23 protein-coding genes are annotated in these 22,252 nt (G+C 67.6%); 11 read left to right on the top strand and 12 right to left on the bottom strand.

Features of this window, described 5'->3' with window-relative positions:
* Positions 1-90: 90 nt before the first annotated feature.
* From NN4_RS03135 to NN4_RS03150, 4 genes are all read left to right on the top strand, one after another.
* Positions 91-972: a LysR family transcriptional regulator gene (locus NN4_RS03135; protein ID WP_147128561.1), complete on the top strand. Its 882-nt coding sequence runs from the start codon at positions 91-93 to the stop codon at positions 970-972.
* A gap of 30 nt (positions 973-1,002) precedes the next feature.
* Positions 1,003-1,905, top strand: a complete 903-nt coding sequence (locus NN4_RS03140) for a serine hydrolase (RefSeq protein ID WP_147128412.1) — start codon at positions 1,003-1,005, stop codon at positions 1,903-1,905.
* Positions 1,906-1,975: 70 nt separating this feature from the next.
* The gene (locus NN4_RS03145; RefSeq protein WP_222594957.1) at positions 1,976-2,605 is read left to right on the top strand and encodes a LysE family translocator; all 630 of its coding nucleotides are present in this window, start codon (positions 1,976-1,978) and stop codon (positions 2,603-2,605) included.
* Positions 2,606-2,652: 47 nt separating this feature from the next.
* A complete protein-coding gene (locus NN4_RS03150) occupies positions 2,653-3,882 on the top strand; it encodes a metallophosphoesterase (protein WP_147128414.1) in 1,230 nt (409 codons plus the stop codon).
* 8 nt (positions 3,883-3,890) lie between these two features.
* Here the strand turns inward: NN4_RS03150 and NN4_RS03155 are convergent, their stop codons facing one another.
* The 6 genes from NN4_RS03155 to NN4_RS03180 form a co-directional block, all read right to left on the bottom strand.
* On the bottom strand, positions 3,891-5,456 hold the full coding sequence (locus tag NN4_RS03155) for a phytoene desaturase family protein (RefSeq protein WP_147128415.1): 1,566 nt from the start codon (positions 5,454-5,456) through the stop codon (positions 3,891-3,893).
* 44 nt (positions 5,457-5,500) lie between these two features.
* Positions 5,501-6,550, bottom strand: a complete 1,050-nt coding sequence (locus NN4_RS03160) for a methyltransferase (RefSeq protein WP_147128416.1) — start codon at positions 6,548-6,550, stop codon at positions 5,501-5,503.
* On the bottom strand, positions 6,547-7,677 hold the full coding sequence (locus tag NN4_RS03165; protein ID WP_147128417.1) for an aminotransferase class V-fold PLP-dependent enzyme: 1,131 nt from the start codon (positions 7,675-7,677) through the stop codon (positions 6,547-6,549). The genes NN4_RS03160 and NN4_RS03165 overlap by 4 nt, the downstream gene beginning before the upstream one ends.
* Positions 7,674-8,468 carry a tryptophan 2,3-dioxygenase family protein gene (locus tag NN4_RS03170; protein WP_147128562.1) on the bottom strand — a complete coding sequence of 265 codons (795 nt, stop codon included), beginning with the start codon at positions 8,466-8,468 and terminating at the stop codon, positions 7,674-7,676. Before NN4_RS03170 ends, NN4_RS03165 begins: the two co-directional genes overlap by 4 nt.
* A gap of 156 nt (positions 8,469-8,624) precedes the next feature.
* Positions 8,625-9,053, bottom strand: coding sequence for an acyl-CoA thioesterase (locus NN4_RS03175; protein ID WP_147128418.1), 429 nt, complete (start codon positions 9,051-9,053; stop codon positions 8,625-8,627).
* A gap of 49 nt (positions 9,054-9,102) precedes the next feature.
* A complete protein-coding gene (locus NN4_RS03180; protein WP_147128419.1) occupies positions 9,103-10,944 on the bottom strand; it encodes an AMP-dependent synthetase/ligase in 1,842 nt (613 codons plus the stop codon).
* 103 nt (positions 10,945-11,047) lie between these two features.
* Here NN4_RS03180 and NN4_RS03185 point away from each other — a divergent pair, with 103 nt between their 5' ends.
* Positions 11,048-11,908 carry a helix-turn-helix transcriptional regulator gene (locus NN4_RS03185; protein ID WP_222594959.1) on the top strand — a complete coding sequence of 287 codons (861 nt, stop codon included), beginning with the start codon at positions 11,048-11,050 and terminating at the stop codon, positions 11,906-11,908.
* A 283-nt stretch (positions 11,909-12,191) separates the two neighbouring features.
* A complete protein-coding gene (locus tag NN4_RS03190; RefSeq protein ID WP_147128420.1) occupies positions 12,192-13,505 on the top strand; it encodes an APC family permease in 1,314 nt (437 codons plus the stop codon).
* Positions 13,506-13,585: 80 nt separating this feature from the next.
* Here NN4_RS03190 and NN4_RS03195 read toward each other — a convergent pair whose 3' ends face one another.
* Genes NN4_RS03195 through NN4_RS03205 form a run of 3 tightly spaced genes read right to left on the bottom strand, consistent with a single transcriptional unit; the run spans position 13,586 to position 15,459 of the window.
* Positions 13,586-13,795: a CDGSH iron-sulfur domain-containing protein gene (locus NN4_RS03195; protein WP_147128421.1), complete on the bottom strand. Its 210-nt coding sequence runs from the start codon at positions 13,793-13,795 to the stop codon at positions 13,586-13,588.
* A complete protein-coding gene (locus NN4_RS03200) occupies positions 13,773-14,426 on the bottom strand; it encodes a HemK2/MTQ2 family protein methyltransferase (RefSeq protein WP_147128564.1) in 654 nt (217 codons plus the stop codon). Before NN4_RS03200 ends, NN4_RS03195 begins: the two co-directional genes overlap by 23 nt.
* A gap of 31 nt (positions 14,427-14,457) precedes the next feature.
* On the bottom strand, positions 14,458-15,459 hold the full coding sequence (locus NN4_RS03205) for an iron-containing redox enzyme family protein (protein ID WP_147128422.1): 1,002 nt from the start codon (positions 15,457-15,459) through the stop codon (positions 14,458-14,460).
* 267 nt (positions 15,460-15,726) lie between these two features.
* Between NN4_RS03205 and NN4_RS03210 the strand changes: the two genes are divergently transcribed.
* Together NN4_RS03210 and NN4_RS03215 are read left to right on the top strand one after the other, a co-directional pair.
* Positions 15,727-16,476, top strand: a complete 750-nt coding sequence (locus NN4_RS03210; RefSeq protein ID WP_147128423.1) for a GAF and ANTAR domain-containing protein — start codon at positions 15,727-15,729, stop codon at positions 16,474-16,476.
* The gene (locus NN4_RS03215) at positions 16,463-16,804 is read left to right on the top strand and encodes a hypothetical protein (RefSeq protein WP_246180681.1); all 342 of its coding nucleotides are present in this window, start codon (positions 16,463-16,465) and stop codon (positions 16,802-16,804) included. The genes NN4_RS03210 and NN4_RS03215 overlap by 14 nt, the downstream gene beginning before the upstream one ends.
* Here NN4_RS03215 and NN4_RS03220 read toward each other — a convergent pair.
* Positions 16,801-17,193, bottom strand: coding sequence for a DUF4142 domain-containing protein (locus tag NN4_RS03220; RefSeq protein ID WP_147128424.1), 393 nt, complete (start codon positions 17,191-17,193; stop codon positions 16,801-16,803). The genes NN4_RS03215 and NN4_RS03220 overlap by 4 nt on opposite strands.
* A gap of 175 nt (positions 17,194-17,368) precedes the next feature.
* Between NN4_RS03220 and NN4_RS03225 the strand changes: the two genes are divergently transcribed.
* The 3 genes from NN4_RS03225 to NN4_RS03235 are packed head-to-tail and all read left to right on the top strand — an operon-like array spanning position 17,369 to position 19,540.
* Positions 17,369-17,887 carry an SRPBCC family protein gene (locus tag NN4_RS03225; RefSeq protein WP_147128425.1) on the top strand — a complete coding sequence of 173 codons (519 nt, stop codon included), beginning with the start codon at positions 17,369-17,371 and terminating at the stop codon, positions 17,885-17,887.
* A 16-nt stretch (positions 17,888-17,903) separates the two neighbouring features.
* The gene (locus NN4_RS03230) at positions 17,904-19,073 is read left to right on the top strand and encodes a zinc-dependent alcohol dehydrogenase (protein ID WP_147128426.1); all 1,170 of its coding nucleotides are present in this window, start codon (positions 17,904-17,906) and stop codon (positions 19,071-19,073) included.
* Positions 19,070-19,540, top strand: a complete 471-nt coding sequence (locus tag NN4_RS03235; protein WP_147128427.1) for a DUF1360 domain-containing protein — start codon at positions 19,070-19,072, stop codon at positions 19,538-19,540. Before NN4_RS03230 ends, NN4_RS03235 begins: the two co-directional genes overlap by 4 nt.
* 73 nt (positions 19,541-19,613) lie before the next feature.
* Here NN4_RS03235 and NN4_RS03240 read toward each other — a convergent pair whose 3' ends face one another.
* Both NN4_RS03240 and NN4_RS03245 read right to left on the bottom strand, forming a co-directional pair.
* Positions 19,614-19,823: a hypothetical protein gene (locus tag NN4_RS03240; RefSeq protein WP_147128428.1), complete on the bottom strand. Its 210-nt coding sequence runs from the start codon at positions 19,821-19,823 to the stop codon at positions 19,614-19,616.
* 162 nt (positions 19,824-19,985) lie between these two features.
* Entirely contained in the window at positions 19,986-22,157 is a 2,172-nt protein-coding gene (locus NN4_RS03245) for a catalase (protein WP_147128429.1), read from the bottom strand.
* Positions 22,158-22,252 lie beyond the last annotated feature (95 nt).

Genomic DNA, 22,252 nt, shown 5'->3' on the forward strand with positions numbered 1-22,252 from the left:
TGCGACGGAGCATGGCACTCGCGCATTCATGCAGTCCAAGGCTGAAAGGCGCGGATTGATGCCGAACTGGCATACTCGCTCGTCGTGGATATGGTCGAAGCCTGCCGAGCGTTCGTGGTGGTCGGCGAGTACGGCAGTTTCACCGACGGTGCCGCCGTGGCGCGTATCCCGCAGTCGGTGGCCAGCAGACGCGTCGCGGCCTTGGAGCGGCGTTTCGGCGCTCGACTGTTCAACCGGTCCACCCGCGCGGTCACCTTGACCTCGTTCGGCCGCGAGGTGCTGCCCTCGGCCAAGCGCCTGGTCGAACTCGCCGACACCCTGGACCACAACGCCGAACGCGCCAAACTGCGGCCCTTTCGGATGGCGGTGCCCACGATCTGCAGCCCGCTGCAGCTGGCACGGTTGATCGCCGGCGGGCGGCACAACGGACTGAATCTGGACCTGCACGCGGCCGATCCCGGGGAGCGCGCGGAGTTGCTGCGCACGATGGAGGTGCGGGCGGCCTTGATGGCGATCCCGCCCGGGGAGGGCAGTTGGCGGGTGCCGCTGGGCCTGGCCGGCGGCGGCGCGCGGAAAAGCCGGGCACTGTATGTGGAGTCGTTGCGGCCGAGCCGCGCCGACCGGGACGCCCGCCGTCGCCGCATCTGGGTGCAACCCGAAGACGATGTACCGCACATTCGTGACCCGCTCACCCGGCTCGGCGCCGCGGTGGGCTTGCAGCCCGCGCAGGTGCTGGTGGCGAACTCGTTCGCTGCGGCTGCGGCGGACGCGCTCGCCTCGACCGATCTGCTGCTCTGCTCCGCGAGTCAGGCCGGCGAACTCGGCCTGCATTGGCTGCCGATCGGTGAACTCGCCCAGCTGGCCCGGGGCTACCGGCTCGTCACCGGGCTGAGCGAGGACACGCAGCGAACCCAGTTGCTGCCCGCCGCCGACATCGGTCACTGCCTCGGCCAACCGGACGCCGATGGCTGAGGGTGTTGATCCAACAGGCAGGATGTCGACGTGGGAGTGGCTGAGATTCTGCGGGCGGCGCGCGACGATTTGGACAGCGCGGGGTTACGCGGTTCCTTCTTGGTACGCGACCTCGACACCGGCGACGAACTCGGTATGGACCCCGACACGGAGTACCCGTCCGCATCCTTGGTCAAAGTGCCGCTCGCGGTCGCCACGCTCGAACGCGTCGCCCGCGGCGAACTCGATCCGACGACGCCGATCGTGGTGCAGCCGGGCCGCGTGACGGCGCCCGGCCCGGTCGGGATCACCAAATTCCGGCATCCCGCCACCATCGCGCTGGCAGACCTGCTGTACCTCACCCTGTCGATCAGCGACAACGCCGCCGCCGACGCACTGTTCGGGCTCACACCACCGGCGGCCGTGACCGCCGAGCTGGATCGGCTCGGCATCGAGGGCATCTCCGTGCGTCACCTACTGCACGAACTCACCCGCACACCAACCGAAATGCTCGACCCCGCCCACGCCCACCTGGCCCACACCCTCGCGATCACCGCCACCACGGCCGGCCACGGACACCCGGTCCCGCAACTCGACATCAGCCGAGCCAACACCGGCTCAGCCCGCGCCTTCGTCGAACTGCTGCAGAAGATCTGGCGCCCCAGCAGCATCCGGCCCGAGGCCGCCGCGCAGGTCCGCCGACTCATGGGGGAGAACATGCTGCGTAACCGGCTGGCCCCCGACTTCAACTGCGACGCGTCCCGATGGTCGTCCAAGACCGGCACCTTGATCAACCTCCGTCACGAAATCGGCGTCGTCGAACACGCCGACGGCCAAACCTTCGCCGTCGCCGCCCTCACCGAATCCACCGTCTCCGCCGCCGCCCAACCCGCCGCGGAAGCGGTGATGGCCGGCGTCGCCAGGCTGCTGCGCGACGAACTGCGACGGATGTAGCACTTCCGGACCGCCGGCAGTGGCGGTGGGAAGTGGGACGCCCGTGAGAGTTTCGTGCGATGCTCGGATGATGACGTGGTCGGTTCTCGGTGGTTTCGTTTTTGCGGTGGCACTCGCGGCGATGGTGCCCGGTCCCACTACCGCGCTGGTGATTCGGCGCAGCGCGCTGGGTGGCGCGCGGGCTGCGGTGCCGATCATCGGCGGCATGCAGGTCGGGCTGTATGCGTGGATCGCGGCCTCGGCGTTCGGGCTCTCCGCGCTGGTGGCGGCCAGTGATGTGGCGTATGTGGTGATTCGGGTGGTCGGTGCGGCGGTGCTGATCTATCTCGGTGTGCAGGCTTGGCGGGCGGCGCGGAACCCGTCCGGCGAGGCGCTGGTCGACGAGGATGCGGTGGGGGCGAAGCCCTGGCGGGCCGCGGGAATCGGCATGCTGACCAACCTGACCAACCCCAAGGTGGCGGTGTTCGCCTTCGCGTTCTATCCGCAATTCGTTGCGCCGGAGGCGAATATCCTCGCCACCACCCTGCTGCTCGGCCTGCTTCACCTCGTCATCGACGCCACCTGGTTCATCACGGTCGCCCTCTTCGTCGGCCGCGCACGCGCGTTCTTCGCCGAAACTCGAGTGCGCCAATGGCTCGAGCGCATCACCGGCACCGTGCTGGTGGCGCTCGGCGTCCGCCTCGCCGTCAGCGAGGTCTAGCGGTCTCTCGGGTATGTGGGGGTGGGGGCTCCGCATAGAGTGATGCGGTGGCTGTTGCTGTGGGTGTCGTCGTCGTGCTGGGGGTTTTCGGCGGGCTGCACTGGTATCTGTGGCGGCGGCTCGTGCGAGATACGACGGTGCGCGGATCGATCGCGCGCCGGGTGGGCACCGGGGTGATCATTGCGGGGCCGGTGTTGCTGATCGGTGCGTTCGTGGCCGAATCGGCGGGAATCCCGTTCCTGCTCATCCAGATCATTGCCTGGCCCGGGTACATGTGGGGTGCGCTGTTCGTCTATCTCGTGTTGTGGCTGCTGGTGGGTGAACTGGTGCGGCCGTTGGTCCGGCGATGGATCACCCGCTCGGACAGTTCCGCGACCAAGGCACCGGAGGGTGTGCTGATTCCCGCGACCGGGGGAGCGGACACCGCACCCCGCGATGAGCCGGCAGCGCCGGTTTCGCGGCGGCTGTTCGTTTCTCGCGCGGTGGGCGGTGCGGCGGCGCTGGCGGCGGTGAGTACCGTCGGTTACGGCACGCACAGTGTGCTGTCCGGTCCGCAGGTGAAACGCCTGACGATCCCGCTCGCGAATTTGCCGCGCGCCGCGCACGGCTTCCGGATCGCCGTGGTCAGCGATATCCACCTCGGGCCGATTCTCGGCCGCGGATTCGCGGAGCAGGTGGTCGAGACGATAAACGGCACCCAGCCGGATCTCATTGCCATCGTTGGTGATCTGGTCGACGGCAGTGTCGAACACCTGCGCTCGGCGGTGGAACCACTGGCCAGGTTACGCGCGCGCCACGGCGCCTATTTCGTCACCGGGAACCACGAATACTTCTCCGGCGCGGAGCAGTGGATGGAGCACGTGCAGGAACTCGGGCTGCATCTGTTGGCGAACAGTCGCACCGAGCTGCCGTACTTCGATCTGGCCGGTGTCAACGACATTCAGGGCAAACGCATCGGGCAGGGCCCGGATTTCACTGCGGCACTGGGTAATCGCGATCTCGCGCGCACCGCGGTGCTGCTCGCGCATCAGCCGGTACAGATCCACGACGCCGTCGAGTTCGGCGTCGATCTGCAACTGTCCGGCCACACTCACGGCGGGCAGGTCTGGCCGGGTAATTTCCTTGTGGAGCTGGCCAATCCGACCGTTGCCGGACTGGAGCGCTACGGCGACACGCAGCTCTACGTCACCCGTGGGGCAGGCGCGTGGGGGCCGCCGGTCCGGGTGGGCGCACCCGCCGACATCACCGTCGTGGAGCTCGCCTCGAAACAGGCCTGACCCCTGCGTCAGGAGTCGAGCAGATACTGAGCGACGATGTAACCGGAGTTGCCCGAAACCCCCGCACCGGGCCAGGTTCCGGCACCGAGCACATACAGATTAGGCACGAAGGTGCGATGCCCCGGCGCCGCCGCGATGGGCCGCAGCGCAAAGCTCTGCGCGAGGTCCTGCGCACCGCCGTACGGATCGCCGGGGCCGCTGTTGGGGTTGAACGCGGCCAGGGTGGCGGGAGTGATGATCGCCCGGGTAAGGATCGTTGCGGTCAGGCCCGGGATGTGGCGTTCGACCACCTCCAGCACCCGGTCGGCGTAGCGGTTCACCACCTCGTCGTTCCAGGTGCCGTCGGTGGCGATCAGCCCCGCCGCGTCACCGCGCGGACGCGTCGGCACATCGGTCACCTGGATCCGCAGCACGCTGGTACCGGCGGGCGCGCGCGTGGCGTCATGCGCGGTCGGCGAGTCGATGGTCATCGTCGGCCACGCGGGTAGCAGTCCGGCCCGCGCCTGCGCGACGTGCAACGACAGTCCGTCGAGGGAATCGGTGAGGAACGGTTGCCCGATACGCGCGAAACGCTTGTCCGCCCAGGGAATCGGTGCGGAGGTGGCGAGGTGCAGCTGGAAAAGCCCGGTGCCGTACCGGTAGCGCCGGGCCTGCGCCAGAATATGCTCGGGCACTTGCGTTTCCGCCAGCAGCCACTCGTAGAGCTGGTCCGGGTTCACCGAGGCGACGACGCTGTTCCTGGCCCGATACGCGCTACCGTCGGACAATTGGACACCCACCGCGCGCCCGTCGGCCACCCGGATCCGGGTGACGGTAGCGCCGGTCTGGATGACACCGCCGTGGTCGGTGACGATGCCGGCGAGCGCCTCGGCCAGTTTGCCGATGCCACCCTGCGGAATCGGCATGCCGCCGCCGGTGAAGCCGAGCGGGAAGATGGTGGTCCAGAACGCGCCGCCCGCATCGTCGGGCCCGTGGCTCACGTGCGCCGGCCATGAGCCGAAAAGGCTGCGCATGGCAGGAGATTCGATCTCCGACACGGCCGAGCGCGCACTGTCCAGCGCCAGTTCGGCCACCTCGGACCAGCCTTTACCGTCGCTCACCAACTGAGCGAGCGTGGCACGGGCCGCGTCGGAGGTCAGATCCTGACCCATCAGACCGAACGCCGCACCGGTCGACGGTCCCAGGGCGGAGATGATCTCGGCGACCGCCGAACTGTCGCCCGGATGCAGCCGGTCGGCCTCCTCGGCCAGCGCCACCGGATCGCGCGGGAAAACCGCGGTGGTGCCGTCCTCGAGTGAAACCCCGGTCGGAAACTCCGGTTGCAGGATCTCCAGACCTTGCTTCTGCAGATCCGGGCCGAGGTCGCGCCACGCGGGACCACTCGTGAACAGGGGCACCGCGGACGAGAACGGATCGTAGATCACCCCCGGCGCCAATTCGGCGCTGCGGACGAACCCACCGACCCGATCGTTGCGATCGATGACGAGGACCTCGTGTCCGGCTCGGCTCAGATAGGCCGCCGCGACCAGCGCGTTGTGGCCGCCGCCGACGAAGATGTGGTCGAAATTCTGCATGCCGTCAGTCGACCAGCCCGTCGTGGCGGCGTCGATAGCTCTTGTCACTGAACGGACCGGGACTTTCCGCTATCGGCGGCCGGCTTGGTCGCGGCCACGATCTCGAACGGCCCGGGCAGCACCTCGACGTCGCGGAAACCGATCTCGCCGAGCATGCCGCGGTAGTCGGGCGCCTCGCGCAGCATGCTGGTGCAACTGTCGACGCCGATCAGGAAATAGGACCAGAAGAATTGGCGGGCAAGCCGTTCGGCGTCGCGGAATTCCTCACAGATGAGCACCCGGCCGCCCGGTGGGAGCGCCTGATACGCCTTGGCCAAGAGGGCACGCGCCTGCGGTCGCTGCCAGTCGTGCAGTACGCGGACGAAGGACAGGATGTCGTATCCGGTGGGCAGCGGTTCGGCGAGGAAGTCGCCGCCGACGAACCCGAGCCGATTGCCGCAGCCCGACTCCGCGCGCGTCCGGTCCACCAGGGTGCGCACCGCAGGCAGGTTGTAGACGTCTGCCCGCAGTGCCGGGTTGTCCCGCAGCAGGCGCGCGGCCAGCGTGCCGTCACCGCCGCCGACATCCAGCAAACGCGTTCCGCCACTCCACAACTCGGCGTGCATCCGAAATGTTTCGGCGATGGGGCCGATCCCGGCGGCCATACTGTGTTCGAAACCCGCGACCTGCTCGGCGCTGTCGAGCGGCCAGGTGAAAGCCGTCGGCGGCATGCTGATCTCGCCACGGAGCACGTCGGGGAGTTTGCCGTACAGCGTGCGCCACGGGTAGCTGTCTCGGTCCCGTTCGAGCGAGTCCGGGCCGAGCACATCGGATACCGCCTCGCGCAGACCTTTGATCGCGTGATACTCGGTGTCGCGCAGTACATCCGACGAAATCCGCCTGACGAGGCCGAGGCATTCGAGACAGTCGAGCAGTTTGTACAGGCGCACCGGCGCCAGCCCGAATCGGTCACCGAGTTCACCCAAGCGAGCAGGCCCGGCGTTCAGCGCATCGAGGATGCCCATTTCCCACGCGGTCCGCACGACATCAATGGCCTTGTCGCCGTTGAACAGCAGACTCATCAACGCGCGGGGCGAGAAGGCGATCTCGTTCATCCGCGCAAGGCCTTCCGTTCGGCGATGAGCGCATCCATGAAGGCGTCCACCTCGTCGACCGTGTTGTAGATATGCGGCGCCACCCGCAGCCCCTCGCGCCAGCTGCACACCATGCCGCGCTCGGCCAGCCGCTTCTTCACCGCCTCGTCACCGGGAAAGTGCAGGCAGACAACCCCGCCGCGCTGATCGGTCGGGTATGGCGTGCGCACCGGGATCCCCGCGTCCACCGCGCGCGCCATGATGCGATCGGTACACCGCAGCGAATGCGAGCGGATCGCCGGCACGCCCACCTCCGCCAGCATATCGAGGCCGACCCGAGACATCATGGCGGTCAACGGAATCGGTGTACCACCGGCGAGCCGCCGCGCATCCGGAGCCCAGTCTTCGGCAGGCCGGAAAGTCAGCGGATCGCGACCGGCGAACCACCCGGTGGCCGCCGGACGCAGCGTCGGCAGCAAATCCTCCCGCGCGTAGAGAAATGCCGTGTGCACCCCGCACAGCCATTTGCCCGCACCGCCGAGGACGAAATCGATCTCGAGCGCCCCCAGGTTCAGCGGAACCACCCCCACCGTCTGAAAGGCGTCCGCGATGACGAGCGCGCCCATCCGATGTGCTTGCGCGACAATGCGTTCGAGATCGAGAACAGCCCCCGTGGTGTAGCTGCCGTGCGCAACACAGACCAGCAGAGTCCGCTCGTCGATCGCCGACACGACCGTATCGGTGTCGAACTCCACCACCACCCGTTCGGCGCCGTACCTGGCGAAGCCCTGCCACAGGAACGGCACGGTGGGGAATTCGCGGTCGGTGGTGACCACTCTGTTGCGTTCGCCGCGGAAGTCGAAACAGGTGGCGAGTCTGCCGAGCAGCGTGGTCAGGTTCGTGTCGCTGACCACCGTTCCTGTTGGTGCACCGAGGAATTCGGCCAATGCGCGCAGATAGCCGTCCAGTTCGTCCAGCCAGCCGCCCCATACGTCGTCGCGCCACGTGCGCATCGTCTCCCAGTAGCGACCGAGCACCTGCTCCACGCCGCGCGGCAGCGCACCGGTCGAGTTGCTGTTCAGGTAGACGCAGCTCTCGAGCACCGGGAATTCGGCACGCAGCGAGGCGATCCGCGATGCCTCGTTCATCGGGCCGTCGACCTCCGCGTCGCGCCCGGCGCGTAACCACCCTCGCGCCGCCAGCTTTCGGTCAGTTCACCCCTGACCTGCCACAGCGCGCGAAACAGTGGTTTGGTCATCCGGCCCGTCAGCACCCTGGTCGGCACGCCGTCCAGGGCATTCACCCCTTGTCCGACGCCGATCGTCCGGCGCACCAGCATGAAGTGGGAGACGAGCCACAGCTGGAAACGCTCATCGAAGTCGACCAGCAACTCGCAGAGGCGTTTGAGATCAGGCTGCGCGTCGGCGGTATACACCTGCGCGAGCTCGACTTCCCGCCGATCAAGCAGCCGATCCAACACTGCCGCAACATGTTCGGCTGCGGTGAGCACCGCGTTATAGCCCGGCGACTCTTGGCCGCTGCCCTTACCGAGGCTGCGCCGGATGATCTGATAGGTATCGGGCGTCATAGTCTCGAGCACCCGTATCTCCCGCGCAAGGCACTCGGCGATCCGGTTCGCCCGATCCAGCCGCGCGGCCGCCGCCCACAGCGCGTCCCGGTCCACCTCCTCGACGACCCCGGCGAGCTCATGTGACAACAGCTTGAGCCAGACCTCTTGGGCCTGGTGCACGATCTGGAACATGAGCTCGTCGGAGTCGGTGAGCTCGTCGACCGCCGTCTGCAACGACAACAACTCGGGCGTGCGGAGATAGACCTCGTAGTCGGTGGTGCCGTCGCCGACCCAGGCCTTCAAGACCGTATTGAAGATCGGCTTCGACAGCGTTTCACGCAGCTGGTCCGCCGCGGTGTTTCCCTGCATCGTGGACAAGGCGTTGCCTCCTGGCGACTCATCGCCGTTGGTTGTTCGCAACGGTTGTCACCCCAACGCCGGTAGCCGGCGACCGCCAACCGAATAGTCGGGGCCACCGTGGCACACCGGCGTCGGCGGAAGCATCGTTTCGGTCCGGCCAGCGGATCAGCTGAGACCGAGCAGTTCGGGCCTACTGGCCCGGGTGCGCAAGCTCGCGGCCGGGTCGTCGACCAGCCGCCGCGTGCGCAGGTCGAGCAGCGCACTGACACTGCTGATCTCGGCGACGAGCGTCCCGTCCGGCTTGCGCAGGACATGCTCGACACGGTGCGTCTTGCCCGTGCCCCAGACGAACGCACACGACACCTCGACCTCGTCGTCGCCGCGCAGTTCGTGGTGATAACGCAGGGTGGTTTCGAGATTGATCGGGCCGAGCCCGTCAGCAAGTAGCTTGTCGGGGGACAGCCCCGCCGCCTGCGCGCAGGCGAAGCGGGATTGATCCGCGTACTGCATGTAAACGGTGTGCGCGACATGGTGCTGGGTGTCGAGCTCGTAGCTGCGGACGGCGAATCGGATGGTGAACGGTTCGGTGGTCATGGTTGCCTCCTCGGCATTGCTTTGGATGGGGACTGGTGACCGCATGTGGTCAAGCGGCGTACATGGCGGCGATGAGGTCGGCCTGCTCGGCGTGCACGATCGGACGTTTGACCTTCCCGGTCGACGTCAGCTCCCCGCTCTGGTCGGTCCACGGCGTCGGCAGCACCCGCCACGCCTTGACCTGCTGGAATGTGGCGAGCCGGGCATTGGCCGCCGCGACCGCCGACTGCACCTCCGCCAGCACCACCGGGTGCTCGGCCAGTTCGGCCGGGCCGCCCGCGAGACCGCGCGCCGCCGCCCACGCCTGGACGACTTCGCTTGCCAGGGTGAGCACGGCGACCAGATGCGGTCGCCGATCGCCGAAGACCAAGGCCTGACCGATGAGCGGGTGCTCCTTGAGCAGGTTCTCCACCGCGGCGGGCGCGATGTTCTTACCGTTGGTGGTGATGATGATTTCCTTCTTCCGGCCGACCAGCGACAGGAAGCCGTCGGAATCCAGCACGCCGAGGTCACCGGTGTGCAGCCAGCCGTCGCTGTCCACCAGTTCGGCTGTCTCCGTAGGTAATCCGAAGTAGCCCGGGGTACGCGCCGCGCCGCGGACCTGGATCTCGCCGTCGGGGGCGAGGCGCAACTCGATGCCCGGCAACGCGCGACCGACCGTCCCCAGTTTGAAGGCGACGGGGTTGTTGCCGGTGACCGCGCCGGTCATTTCCGTCATTCCGTAGACGTCGAGTATGAGCAGCCCGAGTCCCGCGAAGAAACGCGAAACCTCCACCGGCAGTGGGGCACCGGCGCTCATCGTGTACAGCACTCGGTCGAGTCCGAGCTGTGCACGCAGCCCCGCGAGCACCGAAGCGTCGGCCGCCGCGAACTTCTCGGCCGTTGCCGTGGTCGGCGACCGTCCGTACTGGCGACTCTCCACGTAGGCCCGCCCGGCCCGCATCGCCTCGGCGATGGTCGCGGTCTCGCCGTCCCGCGCGAGTCGCGCCTGGACGACGGCCATCATCTGTTCCCAATCCCGGGGTACGCCACGGAAGATGTGCGGGCGGGCCGCCCGCAACACGGCGGGCAACTGGGTGAGGTCGGCGCAGAAATGGGTGTGCGACCCGCGCACCACCGGCATGTACAGGTTGAACATCCGGGTGGACACGGCCGTGAACGGGATATGGGACACCTCGGTGCTGCGCGCCGCGGACGCGGCCGCCGACGAGACGGCCTCCTGGTAGAGCGCCATCCGATGGGTGATGATCACGCCCTTCGGATTACCGGTGGTCCCCGAGGTGTAGAGCAGGGTGAGCGTACTTTCGGGAGTCAGTGCCTGCCAACGTTTGTCGATCGGTGCGGTCGCCAGCCGCTGCTGCCCGATGCGCAAAAGCTCAGTCCAGCTGAGGAATTGATCGCCGGGGGGACAGACCGCCGCGTCGACCACGATCACCTTGCGCAGTTCCGGCAGGTCGGCCAGCACCGGCAGCCAGCGGTCGAGCTGTTCCTGACCATCGAGGACGGCGTACTTCGCGCCGCAATCCCTTGCGACATAGGCGATCTGGTCGGCGGCGAGGCCATCGTGGACGGTGCTGGGGATCCCGCCCGCATGCACCGCACCGAGGTCGGCGAGGACGTGCTCGGTGTGGTTGCCCAGCGCCAGGACCACCACGTCATCGGGTGCCATACCCAACTCGGCAAACCCTGTGGCAACCTCCAGCACTCGCTGCCGCGTCTCGCCCCATGTGATGGTCGAACCGTGCTGGGTGAACGCGGGCAACTCGCCATGGTGGCGTGCCGTGTCGGCGAGAGCATCGCAGATCGTCCGGCCCGCGATCGCTCGCTCGAACTCCGCCCGTTCCGTCGCCGCCTGCGCGCCGCCGACCACCGGACTACTCAACAACTTCATGAGTGAGAACCCTGCGCAGCCCACGACGGGGATACCAAGAGTCTCGCGACACTGGTGTTGGCAACACCTGGCAACCGATTGCTCGATGATGGATCATGGGCCGGTGCCTGTGACCGCCCCATCCGCCCGCCGTACCGAGCTCGCGGCCTTCCTGCGTAGCCGCAGGGACCGCGTCACGCCCGCCGATGTCGGCATGCCGCCCGGATTGCGGCGCCGGACACCGGGTTTGCGGCGGGAAGAGGTCGCCCTGCTCTCCGGGATCGGCGTCACCTGGTACACCTGGCTGGAACAGGGCAGGCCGATCAATGTCAGCGGGCGGGTGCTCGACGCGATCGCCGACACCCTCCAGCTCAGCGATCCTGAGCGCGAACACCTCTACCACCTGGCCGACGTGCCGATCGCTACGGTCGCGACCAGCGCCGCCCGCATCACGCCCACCGTGCAGGCGATTCTCGACAGCATGTCCGGGTTCCCGGCCGCGGCGCTCAACAGCCGCTGGGATCTGCTCGGCTGGAACACCCCGTGTGCGGCGTTGTGGCCGCGGCTGACCGCGCCGGACAGCTCCCGCAACGTGCTGTGGGAGCTGTTCACCACCCCGGAGTGCTGCCGCCGCTTCGTGAACCGGGATACCGGGTTGCCGCACATGGTGGCCTCGTTCCGGGCCGCTTTCGGACAGCACCTCGAAGACCCGTCATGGACCGAACTGATCCGCCGGCTCGCGGCGGCCAGCCCGGAGTTCGCACGCCTGTGGGCCACCCACGATGTGGCGACCCCACCCAGCGCCATCATGACCTACCGGCACGCCGCAATCGGTGACCTCTCGTTCTCACTGACCCGCCTCGACCTCACGGCAACCCCCGAGACCCTCATCACCGTGTGGACCCCGGCCGACGAGGAGAGCAAGCACCGAATGGACTGGCTACTCGCGCACCCCGACGCCCCCTCCGTCGACCACACACACTGAGACCCCAACGCGGATCCGCACTGGTTGCGGGCCTCCGAAGTCGGTGCGGATCCCGAGAGCGAGTGCAGGATCCACGGGGAACCTGGGTGGTATCCGAGTGGCGTGCGCACTGCGGGCGTCCGGAGCGGTTAGGGTGGACGTGCCCATGCGGACGTGGCGGCGTCCCTGGGTGAACGGGGAAGTGGCCCGCCCGGCCGGAGCGCGAGTTCCAGCCGGGCGGGCCACACACCGGATCCGCGCACGGCCCGCGCGTCAACAGAGATCATCTGGGTATTGGACGAAGATGGCCCTCGCACTGAAACGGGCGGTGAGCACACCGCTGCTGTATTTCTTCATTCTCGGCGACATCCTCGGGGCCGGCGTCTACGTGCTGGTCGGTGCGGTGGCCGGCGAATCGGGCGGTGCGATCTGGCTGCCGTTGCTCACCGCGCTCGTGCTCGCCACCCTCACCGCCGGTTCCTACGCCGAGCTGGTCACCAAGTTTCCGCGCGCAGGCGGTTCGGCGCACTACGTGACCACCGCTTTCGGGCCTGCCGCCGGATCGTTCGTCGGATTCTGCATGCTCGCCGCCGGGTTGGTCTCGGTGGGCGCGCTGGCCAGGGCGTTCGCGGGGGACTACCTGCAAGCGCTGATCTCGCTGCCGTCGATGGCGGTCGTGGTGGTGTTCCTGGCCGCGCTGGCTGCACTCAATATTCGCGGGATCAAGGAATCGTTGCGCGCCAACGTGGTGGCGACACTGGTCGAGCTCGGCGGTCTGGTGCTGATCATCGGCCTCGGTGCCTGGATCATCGCGCGCGGCGACGCCGACCTGGATCGGCTCACCCAGGTCGGTACCGCCGACCATGGTGCGGTCGGTGCGGTACTGGCGGGCACGGTGCTGGCTTTCTACTCGTTCGTCGGATTCGAGACGTCGGTGAACCTGGCCGAGGAAGTGGAGAACCCGCGAAAGTCGTATCCCACAGCACTGTTCGCGGCTCTGCTCACCGCGGGTGTGGTGTACGTATTGATCGGCATCGTCGCCAGCGCGAGTGTGCCGACAGAGCAACTGACACAGTCCAGCGGACCGCTGCTGGAGGTCGTCCGCGCGGCCGGTGACATACCGGACTGGGTGTTCAGCCTGATCGCGCTGGTGGCGGTCGCCAATGGTGCGCTGCTCACCGGCATCATGTCGTCCCGGTTGGCCTACGGCATGGCGCGTGACGGGTTGCTGCCGCCGGTGCTGAGCCGGATCCTGCCAGGCCGCCGCACCCCATGGGTCGCGATTCTGGCGACGACCGCAGTGTCGCTGATCCTCGCCCTGACCGGTGAAGTCGATTCGCTGGCAGCGACATTGGTGCTGCTGCTCCTGATCGTCTTCTCCGCGGTCAACGCGGCGGTGCTGGTGCTACGGAACACCGAGGGGGAGACGGATCATTTCCGGATCCCGACCGTCATACCGTGGCTGGCGCTGGCGTCGTGCCTGTTCCTGTTCACCCGGATCGAGGGCGAGGTCTGGGTACGCGGTCTGATCCTGGTCGGGGTCGGCGTGCTGCTCGCCGCCGTCAACGCGGCCCGCGCGCGCCGGGGCGATCTGGTGCTGCAAGGTCAGGACAGTTAGGCCGAATTCGTTACGGGCAGTGCGCGATCCGAGCTCGGCGCCGTCACCGCATAACGGGCGGGGGACTTTGTGCGAACGGCTCAACTCGCGCGACGACTGCGCTTGCGATGACTGGTATCGCACAGCGGATAGTTCTTCGACCGCTTGCACAGACACAACGCCACCTGAAACCGATCACAGTCGATTCGAGTGCCGTCGGCGGTCACGATCTCCACCGGCCCTTCGATCAGCGCCGGCCCGTCCTCGGTGAAAGTTATTCGCCGCCGGTCACTTTCGGGTCCTGTCGGCACGGATCACCACCAATTCCTCGTCCTGCTGCCCCGGTTGGATCAGTCCTTCGTCGACGAGGTGATCGCTGCATTGTCGCATCACGGGCCCGAACGGGATCGTCGTGCGCGCGACCGCCGCGGCCTTCAACCCGCCCCGCCGCAGCTGCGTGATGGTCAGGTCCGGGTCGGCGACCATCGAGTGCACGATCAACGCGGTCCCGTTGGGGGCCAGCAGGTGCGGGGTCGCCGCGCAGAGCCGGTCCAGGAACGACCGGCCGTCCTGCCCGGCATGCCAGGCCCGCGCCCGGCCACGGGGCGGTGGCCCCTGCCGGACCGGCACATACGGGGGATTGGCGAGCAGCACATCGAATTGACGATGTCGCAGCATCGCCTCGAAATCCCCGCGCAGCACCTCGACGTCGATGCCGCGCAGCCGGCAATTGAGCCAGGTGGACATGCTCGCCCGGCGCGAGATGTCGACCGCGGTCACCGAGGCGGCCCCCGCCAGACCCGCGTGTACGGCCAGCGCGCCGGTTCCGCTACAGATATCGACCACGCGCCCGCCACGGGGGAGTGCGGCATCGGCCAGCGCGGCGGCCAGCAACCATGTGTCTGTCTGCGGTCGGTAAACACCCGGGGTGCGTATCAACATCACTTTCGGGCAATGCCCGTCCGCGGCGCGATCAATCATGATCACCCAGGGGTTCGCGCAGCGAAGTACGGTCCGCGCGCCAGCACCCGAGCACGTGGTCGCCGAAGCGGTCCTCCAGCATGTTGGTCACCTGGATGCCCAGCACCACGGACTCGCGCAACTCGGGTTCCCGGTCGAGCAGGTCGGTGATCACCTCGCGCATCACCTGCTCGTGCACGGCGTCGGCCTCGACGTGCTCGTTGTAGAACAGTGCACAGGCCGGATCGGAATCCCAGCGGCCCAGCGCCTGCGCCATCCGGCGTGAGCCGGGCGGGGAGGTGATCTCCACGGTCGCGAAATGCCCGACGAGCGCGCCGCGCCAGGCGCGATGCAGGCCGAACAGCGACATCATGTCGACCAGCGCGAGCATCGGCGCGGGCACGATGTCGAGGTAATGCAGATAGTCCGGATTCAATCCGGCACCGGCCAGCAGGTCGGCGTAGAGCGTGGCGTGCACGCGTTCACCGCGCCCGCCGCCGAACTCGTCGAACTCGACCGCGACCAGCGACGCTTTGGCCTGACCACGCAGCCGGGGAATCACCCACGCGTACGGATCGGCTTCCTTGTGGTGGTAGATCGAGCGGTGCACGAAGTACTCGCGCAACTGCCACGGCTCACCCTCGTCCCGCAGAAACGCGCTGACCCCCGACTCCTCGACCGGAGTCACCAGCAACTGCTCGAGTTCGGCGTCCAGATCGGTCCCGCCGGGCACGTCCGCCCGCAACGCGCGCAGATAGTGCTGCTCCATCGTCGCGCGCAGGGCGAGCAGTCCCGGATCCCACTCCCAGCCGTCGTCGACCGCCTGGTAACCGTAGTAATGCAGTTCGTAGCAGGTATGCAGGGCGAGCTGGAAGTCCTCGCCGTACGGGTCGACCTCGGGCAGCGTCGGGACAGCATTGCCCGGAGCGCCCGAGAGCACATCGATGATCCCGGCGGACAGCTCGCCGCGCGGCGCGGGTAAGGCGCCGACCTCGGTGTGGTGAGAGGTAGTCATGATCTCCAGATACCCCTGATCCAGCACTCGACGCGCAACTTCGCGCACCGGCGACATCGACCTCGTCACACACCACACTCGCGCTGGCCGCCGAACACGCGGGCCGCCGCCGGTCCGGCCTCGTTTGTGGGGACCGACGATGGGCATACCGGAACTGCTGATGAGCTCGGGGTGTGTGCATGAATCGGACTGCCGCCGAGGGCGTGAGCGGATGATCATGACCGCACCACAGGCGAAGTGTTCCGTTGTCAGGATCGAGGTGCTGTGATGACCGACGGGGGTTCCCCCGAGAACGTCGCCGAGCAACTGTCGGCGGCTTACGCCCACGCGTCCGGCTTGTTGTGGTCCGAGCAAGCTGTGGCCGAAGCGCTCGCGCGGATCACCTCGTTGGCCGCCGACGTGATTCCGGAAAGCTCGGGCTCCGGCATCAGCTTGCTCGACAGTGCGGGTCAGCGCACCACGTCCGCGGCTACCGACCCGTTGGTGGCGGAGGCCGACGCACTGCAATACAGGCTCGAACAAGGACCCTGCCTGACGGCCTGGAACGACCACCTGCTGATCCGCGTGGACAACGTGGCCCGCGACCCGCGCTGGTCGCAATGGGCTTCGCGCGCAACTGAATTGGGCATAGCGTCGGTGTTGTCCGCGCCACTGGTGGCCGACGGCGACACCCTCGGTGCGGTGAAGGTGTATTCCAGCAGGCCGCACGCCTACACCGAGGTCAGCGAGGATCTACTGCGCCGGTTCGCCGAACTGATCAGCATCCTGTTGCTCCAGCTGCAGACCGCGCAGTCCACCCAGCAATTCAGCGACAACCTCAAAGACGCACTCCAGTCGCGCGAAACCATCGCGTTCGCCCGCGGCATCCTGATGGTGCGCGAGCAAGTCGACGCCGATCGCGCCTACCTGCGCCTGATCGAGCTGGCCGGCCAGCGGCGGATGCCGATCCGCGCGGTCGCTGCCGAGATCGTCGCGTCGACCGCTCGTAATGCAGAGGCCGGCCATGGATCGTTCTGATGCGAACGGCTACCGGGATCGACTGGCCGCGGCATACCGAGCCAGCGAGCTGACCGTCAACGAGTTGTGGCTGCGCTACTTCGCCCTCGGCGGCATCATCGGCCGGATGGAGATGGAGGCGTACCTGAGCGGATTGATGGAGCTACCGCCACTGCAGCACGACATGCTCGCGCTCGCGATCAACGAACGGCTGGACGAGATCGCCCCGGCGCGAGCCCCTTACCTGCCCGTCGATCCACCGGAAAGCGTCAATCGGGAAACCGGCGGACCCGCGGCGAACCCCGTCACTTCGCGGCGCACGCCCGCCGAGCCCGACACCGAGAATTAGCGCTCCGTACGGCGCATCCCGGTATCCCACATCTGCTGGGACTGTTCGGCATTCGGCGTCAAGGGCAGTGGCACGCCGTTGGGTAGCGCGACCGCGGCGCTCATGGCGTCGAGGCGGGTGTGGTCGGCGACCAGCATGGCGCCGATCGCGCGCACCGCCGGACACTCGCCTGCCAGGACCGCGCGGCTGCCGGAGATCATCTCCGACATGTGTGACTGATGCGAAACCATCAGGTAGGTGCTGTCCTGATAAGGCGGCGCCACCGGGTCGGCGGGTTGCGCGGAGCCGACTCCGGCGCTGCCGAATCCTACTGTGGCCGTGCCGAGCCCGAGATATGCGGCGGCAACCCCGCGCCCCGTCGGGCCTGGAGCTGGGCGAATCCCCAGCATGTGTGCTCGGTTGCCGCACTCGGCTCAGCTCCGCCGCGTGAATTCGCCGATGTGGTTTGCGGCCTCGACGGCCGGGTAGGCGTTCGACGACTCGCATAACACCTGCCCCCGCTGCGCCGCGGCGAACATCCCAGCACCCGAACCTGATTCACCGACGGACCACGAAGGAGTCCAGATGAGTTACATCGATAAAGCCAAGGAACAGCTGACGGATCTGGTCGGCAAGGTCATCGACTCCGGCAGTAGCAGCGGCGGCGCGCAGACGGTGACCATCAGCCGCCCGCGGGCCGAGGTCGAACAGTTCTGGCGCGATCCCGACAAGTTGTCGCGGGTACTCGGCGACCTCGCCGAGGTCCGCGCGGCCGGACCGACGAGCTACGAATGGATCCTGCACCGCCCGGACGAGGAGTCGGTCACCTGGGATACCAGGCTGGAAACCGAGGACAACGGCCTGCGTTTCGTGCGTGCCACCGGTAGCGGCGACCCGTCCGAGGCCGCGGAGATCCGGGTGACGTTCCGGGACGCGCCGCGCGATCTCGGTACCGAGGTGACCCTGCGGGTGAAGTCGCCGATACCCGACTTGCTCACCGGCGCAGCGACATTCAAGGCGCTCTACCGCGCCCGTGCACTGATGCAGACCGGTGAGCTGCCCACCCTTGCCCACAATCCGAGCGCGCGTGCGGCCGCGCACTGACCCTGGGAGACGACAAATGCGTGCACTCTGTTGGAACGGCGTCAACGATCTGGCGGTGGAGACCGTCGACGATCCGTCATTACTCAATCCGCACGACGTCATCGTGCGGGTCGGGCTGACCACGACCTGTGGTTCGGACCTGCATTTCATCGACGGCTATCTGCCCGGCATGCGCGAAGGCGACGTGTTCGGGCACGAGTTCATGGGCGAGATCGTCGAGGTGGGCAGCGAGGTCACCGCGCGCAAAGTCGGTGATCGCGTGGTGGTTCCGTCGTTCATCGGCTGCGGGTCGTGCTGGTTCTGCGAGCACGAACTGTGGTCGTCGTGCGACACCACGAACCCGAACGCCGAACTGCAACAACCGATTCTGGGATACCCGACCGGCGGAATCTACGGCTACACCCACCCGTTCGGCGGTTATCAGGGATCTCACGCGCAATACGTGCGGGTGCCGTTCGGCGACGTCAACTGCTTCACCATCCCCGAAGGCATCACCGACGAGCAGGCCTTGTTCCTCTCCGACGCCGTGCCGACCGGACTGATGGGTGCGGACTTCTGCGACATCGCACCCGGTGACACGGTCGCCGTGTGGGGCAGTGGCGGGGTTGGCCTGATGGCCGGGCACACCGCCCGCTTGCTCGGCGCGGGCCAGGTCATCGTCGTCGATCGGTACCCGGAACGACTGGCATTGGCGCGCAAGCAGTTCGGCGCCGAGACCATCGACTACACCGCGGTGGACAGTGTGCCGGAGGCAATCCGGGAAATGACCGGCGGCCGCGGACCGGACGCCTGCATCGAGGCCGTCGGCATGGAAGCACACGGCACCGGGTTACAGCAGATCTATGACCGCGCAAAGCAATTGCTACGACTGGAGACCGACCGGGCGACCCCGTTGCGCGAGGCGATCATCGCCTGCCGCAAGGGCGGCGTCGTGGCGGTGCTGGGCGTCTACGGCGTGACCGACAAGTTCCCGATGGGTGTGGTGACCAACAAGGGGCTGACGATCCGGTCCTCGCAGCAGCACGGTCAGCGCTACGTGCCGCGGATGTTCGACTACATCCAGCAGGGCGATCTCGATCCGTCGTATCTCATCACCCACGACATGCCGCTGGAGGACGCGGTGCGCGGCTACGACATCTTCAAGAACAAGCGGGAAGGCTGCATCCGGGCGGTCTTCCGCTCATGACCGAGAATCAGCGCCGCTTAGGCGGTTACGCGGCGACGATGACGCTCTACGCGATCATCGTCGCCGCGGTCGCACTGTTGGGCAGGGTGACCGATCGGCAACTTCCGCGCGGCATGTCGGCGCGGGATCTGATCACCACCGCCGCTGCCGCACACAAACTTTCCCGCACGGTGACCAAGGCCGCCGTCACCAGGCCTGTGCGCGCCCCGTTCACCGAGGAGACCGATACCGGTGGTCCCGGTGAAGTAATGGAGCAGCCGAAAGAGGACGCGGGCATCCGGCACAGTTTCGGCGAATTACTCAGCTGCCCTTTCTGTTTCGACGTCTGGGCGGTCACCGCCCTCACCATCGGACACGTCTTCGCACCGCGGGCGACCCGCCTGGTGGCCGACGGGATGACGGCCCTGGCCGGCGCCGACTTCCTGCACCTGGCTTACGCCAAAGCCCAACAACTGGCCGAAGGTTAGTGCTGGCTCTGGTGGGTCGGCGAGCCGAACCGGACCGGTGCTCGCGGCGGCGCGAGCACCGGGCGGTCGCCGTTCACGGGTACGCGCGGCCCCTCCTCGCGCCGGTGTCGAAGGCGCGGTCGATGAGCTCGGCGACGTCGATGCGGCTCAACGCCTGCACCCGCGGGCTGGTCACCAGGGCGTTGACGTAGGCGACCACCTGTTCGGCGACAAGGGAATTCAGGGGGGCGAAGGGCTCGGTCAGCCGAGCCACCGCGTTGCGCCCGCGCACTGTGGTGACCACGTCCTGCCGGGAAATCCGTTGATGCCGAACCAGTCGCGAAAATCTTGTTTACGCAATGGGTTCAGCGGTAGGCGCGTCGAGAAGGGGATCACTGTGATGGCCCACGAGTACCGACACGGTCGAAGGCACCGGCGCGCGGGCCGGTGCCTTCGACCGTGGAAATTACTTGCTGTACTCCGCGCCCCTGGCCCACACGCGGTGCTCCGGCAGCAGCGCGGCGATCGCGTCGAAGGCCGCGGCGACGGTCTTGGTTGCCGCGACACCGGCCGAGCTGTCCGGGATACCCGCGGCGCGAAGGGCATCCGCGCCGTCGGGGGTGTAGGCGATTCCCTTGAGGTGGCGATGCGCTTCCTGGAGGAGCAGGGTGAGTCGGACATCGTCGGCGGTGCTCGCGATGACGAGTGCGTCGAGCTCGATGGAGCGGACGGTGTCGAGGGTGCGCGACACCGTCACTTGTGTTCCGCCCCTTTCGAGTTCGCCGCCGTGCGGCGCGATCACCAGCGGGGTCATCGACTGCCCCGAGATGGTGGCGACGGTGGTGGCCAGGTCCTTCAGGTCGGTCGACTCGTCGGCGAAGATGCCGATGATCCGGCCGTCGGTCGGCCACTTGCCGCCGAGTTGGGAGAGCGCGGGCGACACCGCAACCTTGACCTTCTTGCCCGCCTTGCCCGGCAGCGGCAAGCCGAGACCCGCAGCGACGGTCTGAGCGAGTTGCTCATCGATCTGCCGCAGTACCGTCACGGCGCGTTGTTTGATCGCCTTCTCGTAGCACTTGCCCAGCTCGAAGGTGTAGGCCTTGGCGACGTGCGCCTGCTCGACCGGCGACAGGCTGGCGTAGAACAGCCGCGCCGAGCTGAAGTGGTCATCGAAACTCTTCGGCGCCGCGCGCACCTTCTGCCCGGCGACCGCCTCCGGGTACTCGATCAGCGCGGCGTCCTTGTTCCCGGCCAGGAACGGGCACCCGCCATCGAGGCTGTTCGGACGGTACGGCGCGACACCGGAATGCACTGCGGTCTGGTGCATTCCGTCGCGGAACATGTCGTTGGTGCCGACGTGCGGCCGGTTGATCGGCAGCTGCGCGAAGTTGGGCCCGCCGAGGCGCGAGATCTGGGTATCGAGGTAGGAGAACAGGCGGCCCTGCAACAGCGGGTCGTCGGTGTGGTCGATGCCACGCACCAGATGGCCGGGGTGGAAGGCCACCTGCTCGGTCTGCGCGAAGTAGTTCGTCGGGTTGGCGTTGAGCGTCATCGTGCCGATGACCTGCACCGGTGCCAGCTCCTCCGGCACGAGCTTGGTGGGGTCGAGCAGATCGATGCCTTCGAAGGTCTGGTCCTCGGTGTCGGGGAATACCTGCACGCCGAGGTCCCACTGCGGGAAGGCGCCGGCTTCGATGGCATCGGCCAGATCGCGGCGGTGCATGTCCGGATCGACACCCGCGGCGATCTGCGCCTCTTCCCAAAGTAGCGAGTGCACACCGAGTTTCGGCTTCCAGTGGAACTTCACCAGGACGGTCTTGCCGCGCGCGTTGATCAGCCGGAAGGTGTGGACCCCGAAGCCCTCCATCATCCGGTAGGAGCGCGGGATGCCACGGTCGGACATGTTCCACAGGGTGTGCGCGGTGGCCTCGGTGTGCAGCGTGACGAAATCCCAGAAGGTGTCGTGCGCGCTCTGGGCCTGGGGGATCTCCCGGTCCGGGTGCGGCTTTCCCGCGTGGATGATGTCGGGGAACTTGACGCCGTCCTGGATGAAGAACACCGGGATGTTGTTGCCGACGAGGTCGAACACGCCCTCGTCGGTGTAGAACTTGGTGGCGAAGCCGCGGGTGTCGCGCACCGTGTCGGCCGAACCGCGCGAACCGAGCACCGTGGAGAAGCGCACGAAAACCGGCGTCTCCTTGCCCTTTTCGAACAGCGAAGCACAGCAGATCTTCTCCGCCGCACCGTTGGCCGCGAACACTCCGTGCGCGGCCGCGCCGCGGGCGTGCACGACCCGCTCGGGGATGCGTTCGTGATCGAAGTGGGTGATCTTCTCGCGGAGGTGGTGGTCCTGCAGCAGTACCGGTCCGCGCGGACCCGCCTTCAGCGAGTGGTCGGTGTCGGTCAGCCGGGCGCCCTGCGCCGTCGTGAGGTAGGCGCCCTGCTGCGCCATCGCCTCGACGGGTGCAGGCACCGGCACCCCCGTCGGCGTGCTCGGCCGGGGGGCGGCCTGGTCGGGTTTCGGCGGCAGCGGTTCGTGCGGCTGCGTCGGTTCGGTCACCGACGGGGCGGTGACGGACGGCGCTCCGGGCACGGCGGGCGGCGTTTTCGACTTCGAACGACGGCTGGATCCGGGCATTCGACGCACCTCCTGAGGGCGAGCGGGCACAAAGGTCTCTCGCGACCGGCTTGCCCAGCTGTCCTCGATGCAAACAGCCCTGGTCGATTGGGTCT

The sequence above is a fragment of the Nocardia ninae NBRC 108245 genome, from assembly GCF_007990755.1.
GTDB lineage: Bacteria > Actinomycetota > Actinomycetes > Mycobacteriales > Mycobacteriaceae > Nocardia > Nocardia ninae.

Bases quoted from the DNA above. Each gene is read 5' to 3' on its own strand.
- NN4_RS03160 (WP_147128416.1), bottom strand. From the start codon at position 6,550: ATGAACGAGATCGCCTTCTCGCCCCGCGCGTTGATGAGTCTGCTGTTC.
- NN4_RS03210 (WP_147128423.1), top strand. From the start codon at position 15,727: ATGACCGACGGGGGTTCCCCCGAGAACGTCGCCGAGCAACTGTCGGCG.
- NN4_RS03245 (WP_147128429.1), bottom strand. From the start codon at position 22,157: ATGCCCGGATCCAGCCGTCGTTCGAAGTCGAAAACGCCGCCCGCCGTG.
- NN4_RS03235 (WP_147128427.1), top strand. From the start codon at position 19,070: ATGACCGAGAATCAGCGCCGCTTAGGCGGTTACGCGGCGACGATGACG.
- NN4_RS03215 (WP_246180681.1), top strand. From the start codon at position 16,463: ATGGATCGTTCTGATGCGAACGGCTACCGGGATCGACTGGCCGCGGCA.
- NN4_RS03230 (WP_147128426.1), top strand. From the start codon at position 17,904: ATGCGTGCACTCTGTTGGAACGGCGTCAACGATCTGGCGGTGGAGACC.
- NN4_RS03170 (WP_147128562.1), bottom strand. From the start codon at position 8,468: ATGCAGGGAAACACCGCGGCGGACCAGCTGCGTGAAACGCTGTCGAAG.
- NN4_RS03190 (WP_147128420.1), top strand. From the start codon at position 12,192: ATGGCCCTCGCACTGAAACGGGCGGTGAGCACACCGCTGCTGTATTTC.
- NN4_RS03225 (WP_147128425.1), top strand. From the start codon at position 17,369: ATGAGTTACATCGATAAAGCCAAGGAACAGCTGACGGATCTGGTCGGC.
- NN4_RS03135 (WP_147128561.1), top strand. From the start codon at position 91: ATGGTCGAAGCCTGCCGAGCGTTCGTGGTGGTCGGCGAGTACGGCAGT.
- NN4_RS03165 (WP_147128417.1), bottom strand. From the start codon at position 7,677: ATGAACGAGGCATCGCGGATCGCCTCGCTGCGTGCCGAATTCCCGGTG.
- NN4_RS03175 (WP_147128418.1), bottom strand. From the start codon at position 9,053: ATGACCACCGAACCGTTCACCATCCGATTCGCCGTCCGCAGCTACGAG.
- NN4_RS03145 (WP_222594957.1), top strand. From the start codon at position 1,976: ATGACGTGGTCGGTTCTCGGTGGTTTCGTTTTTGCGGTGGCACTCGCG.
- NN4_RS03200 (WP_147128564.1), bottom strand. From the start codon at position 14,426: ATGTTGATACGCACCCCGGGTGTTTACCGACCGCAGACAGACACATGG.
- NN4_RS03220 (WP_147128424.1), bottom strand. From the start codon at position 17,193: ATGCTGGGGATTCGCCCAGCTCCAGGCCCGACGGGGCGCGGGGTTGCC.
- NN4_RS03155 (WP_147128415.1), bottom strand. From the start codon at position 5,456: ATGCAGAATTTCGACCACATCTTCGTCGGCGGCGGCCACAACGCGCTG.
- NN4_RS03205 (WP_147128422.1), bottom strand. From the start codon at position 15,459: ATGACTACCTCTCACCACACCGAGGTCGGCGCCTTACCCGCGCCGCGC.
- NN4_RS03180 (WP_147128419.1), bottom strand. From the start codon at position 10,944: ATGAAGTTGTTGAGTAGTCCGGTGGTCGGCGGCGCGCAGGCGGCGACG.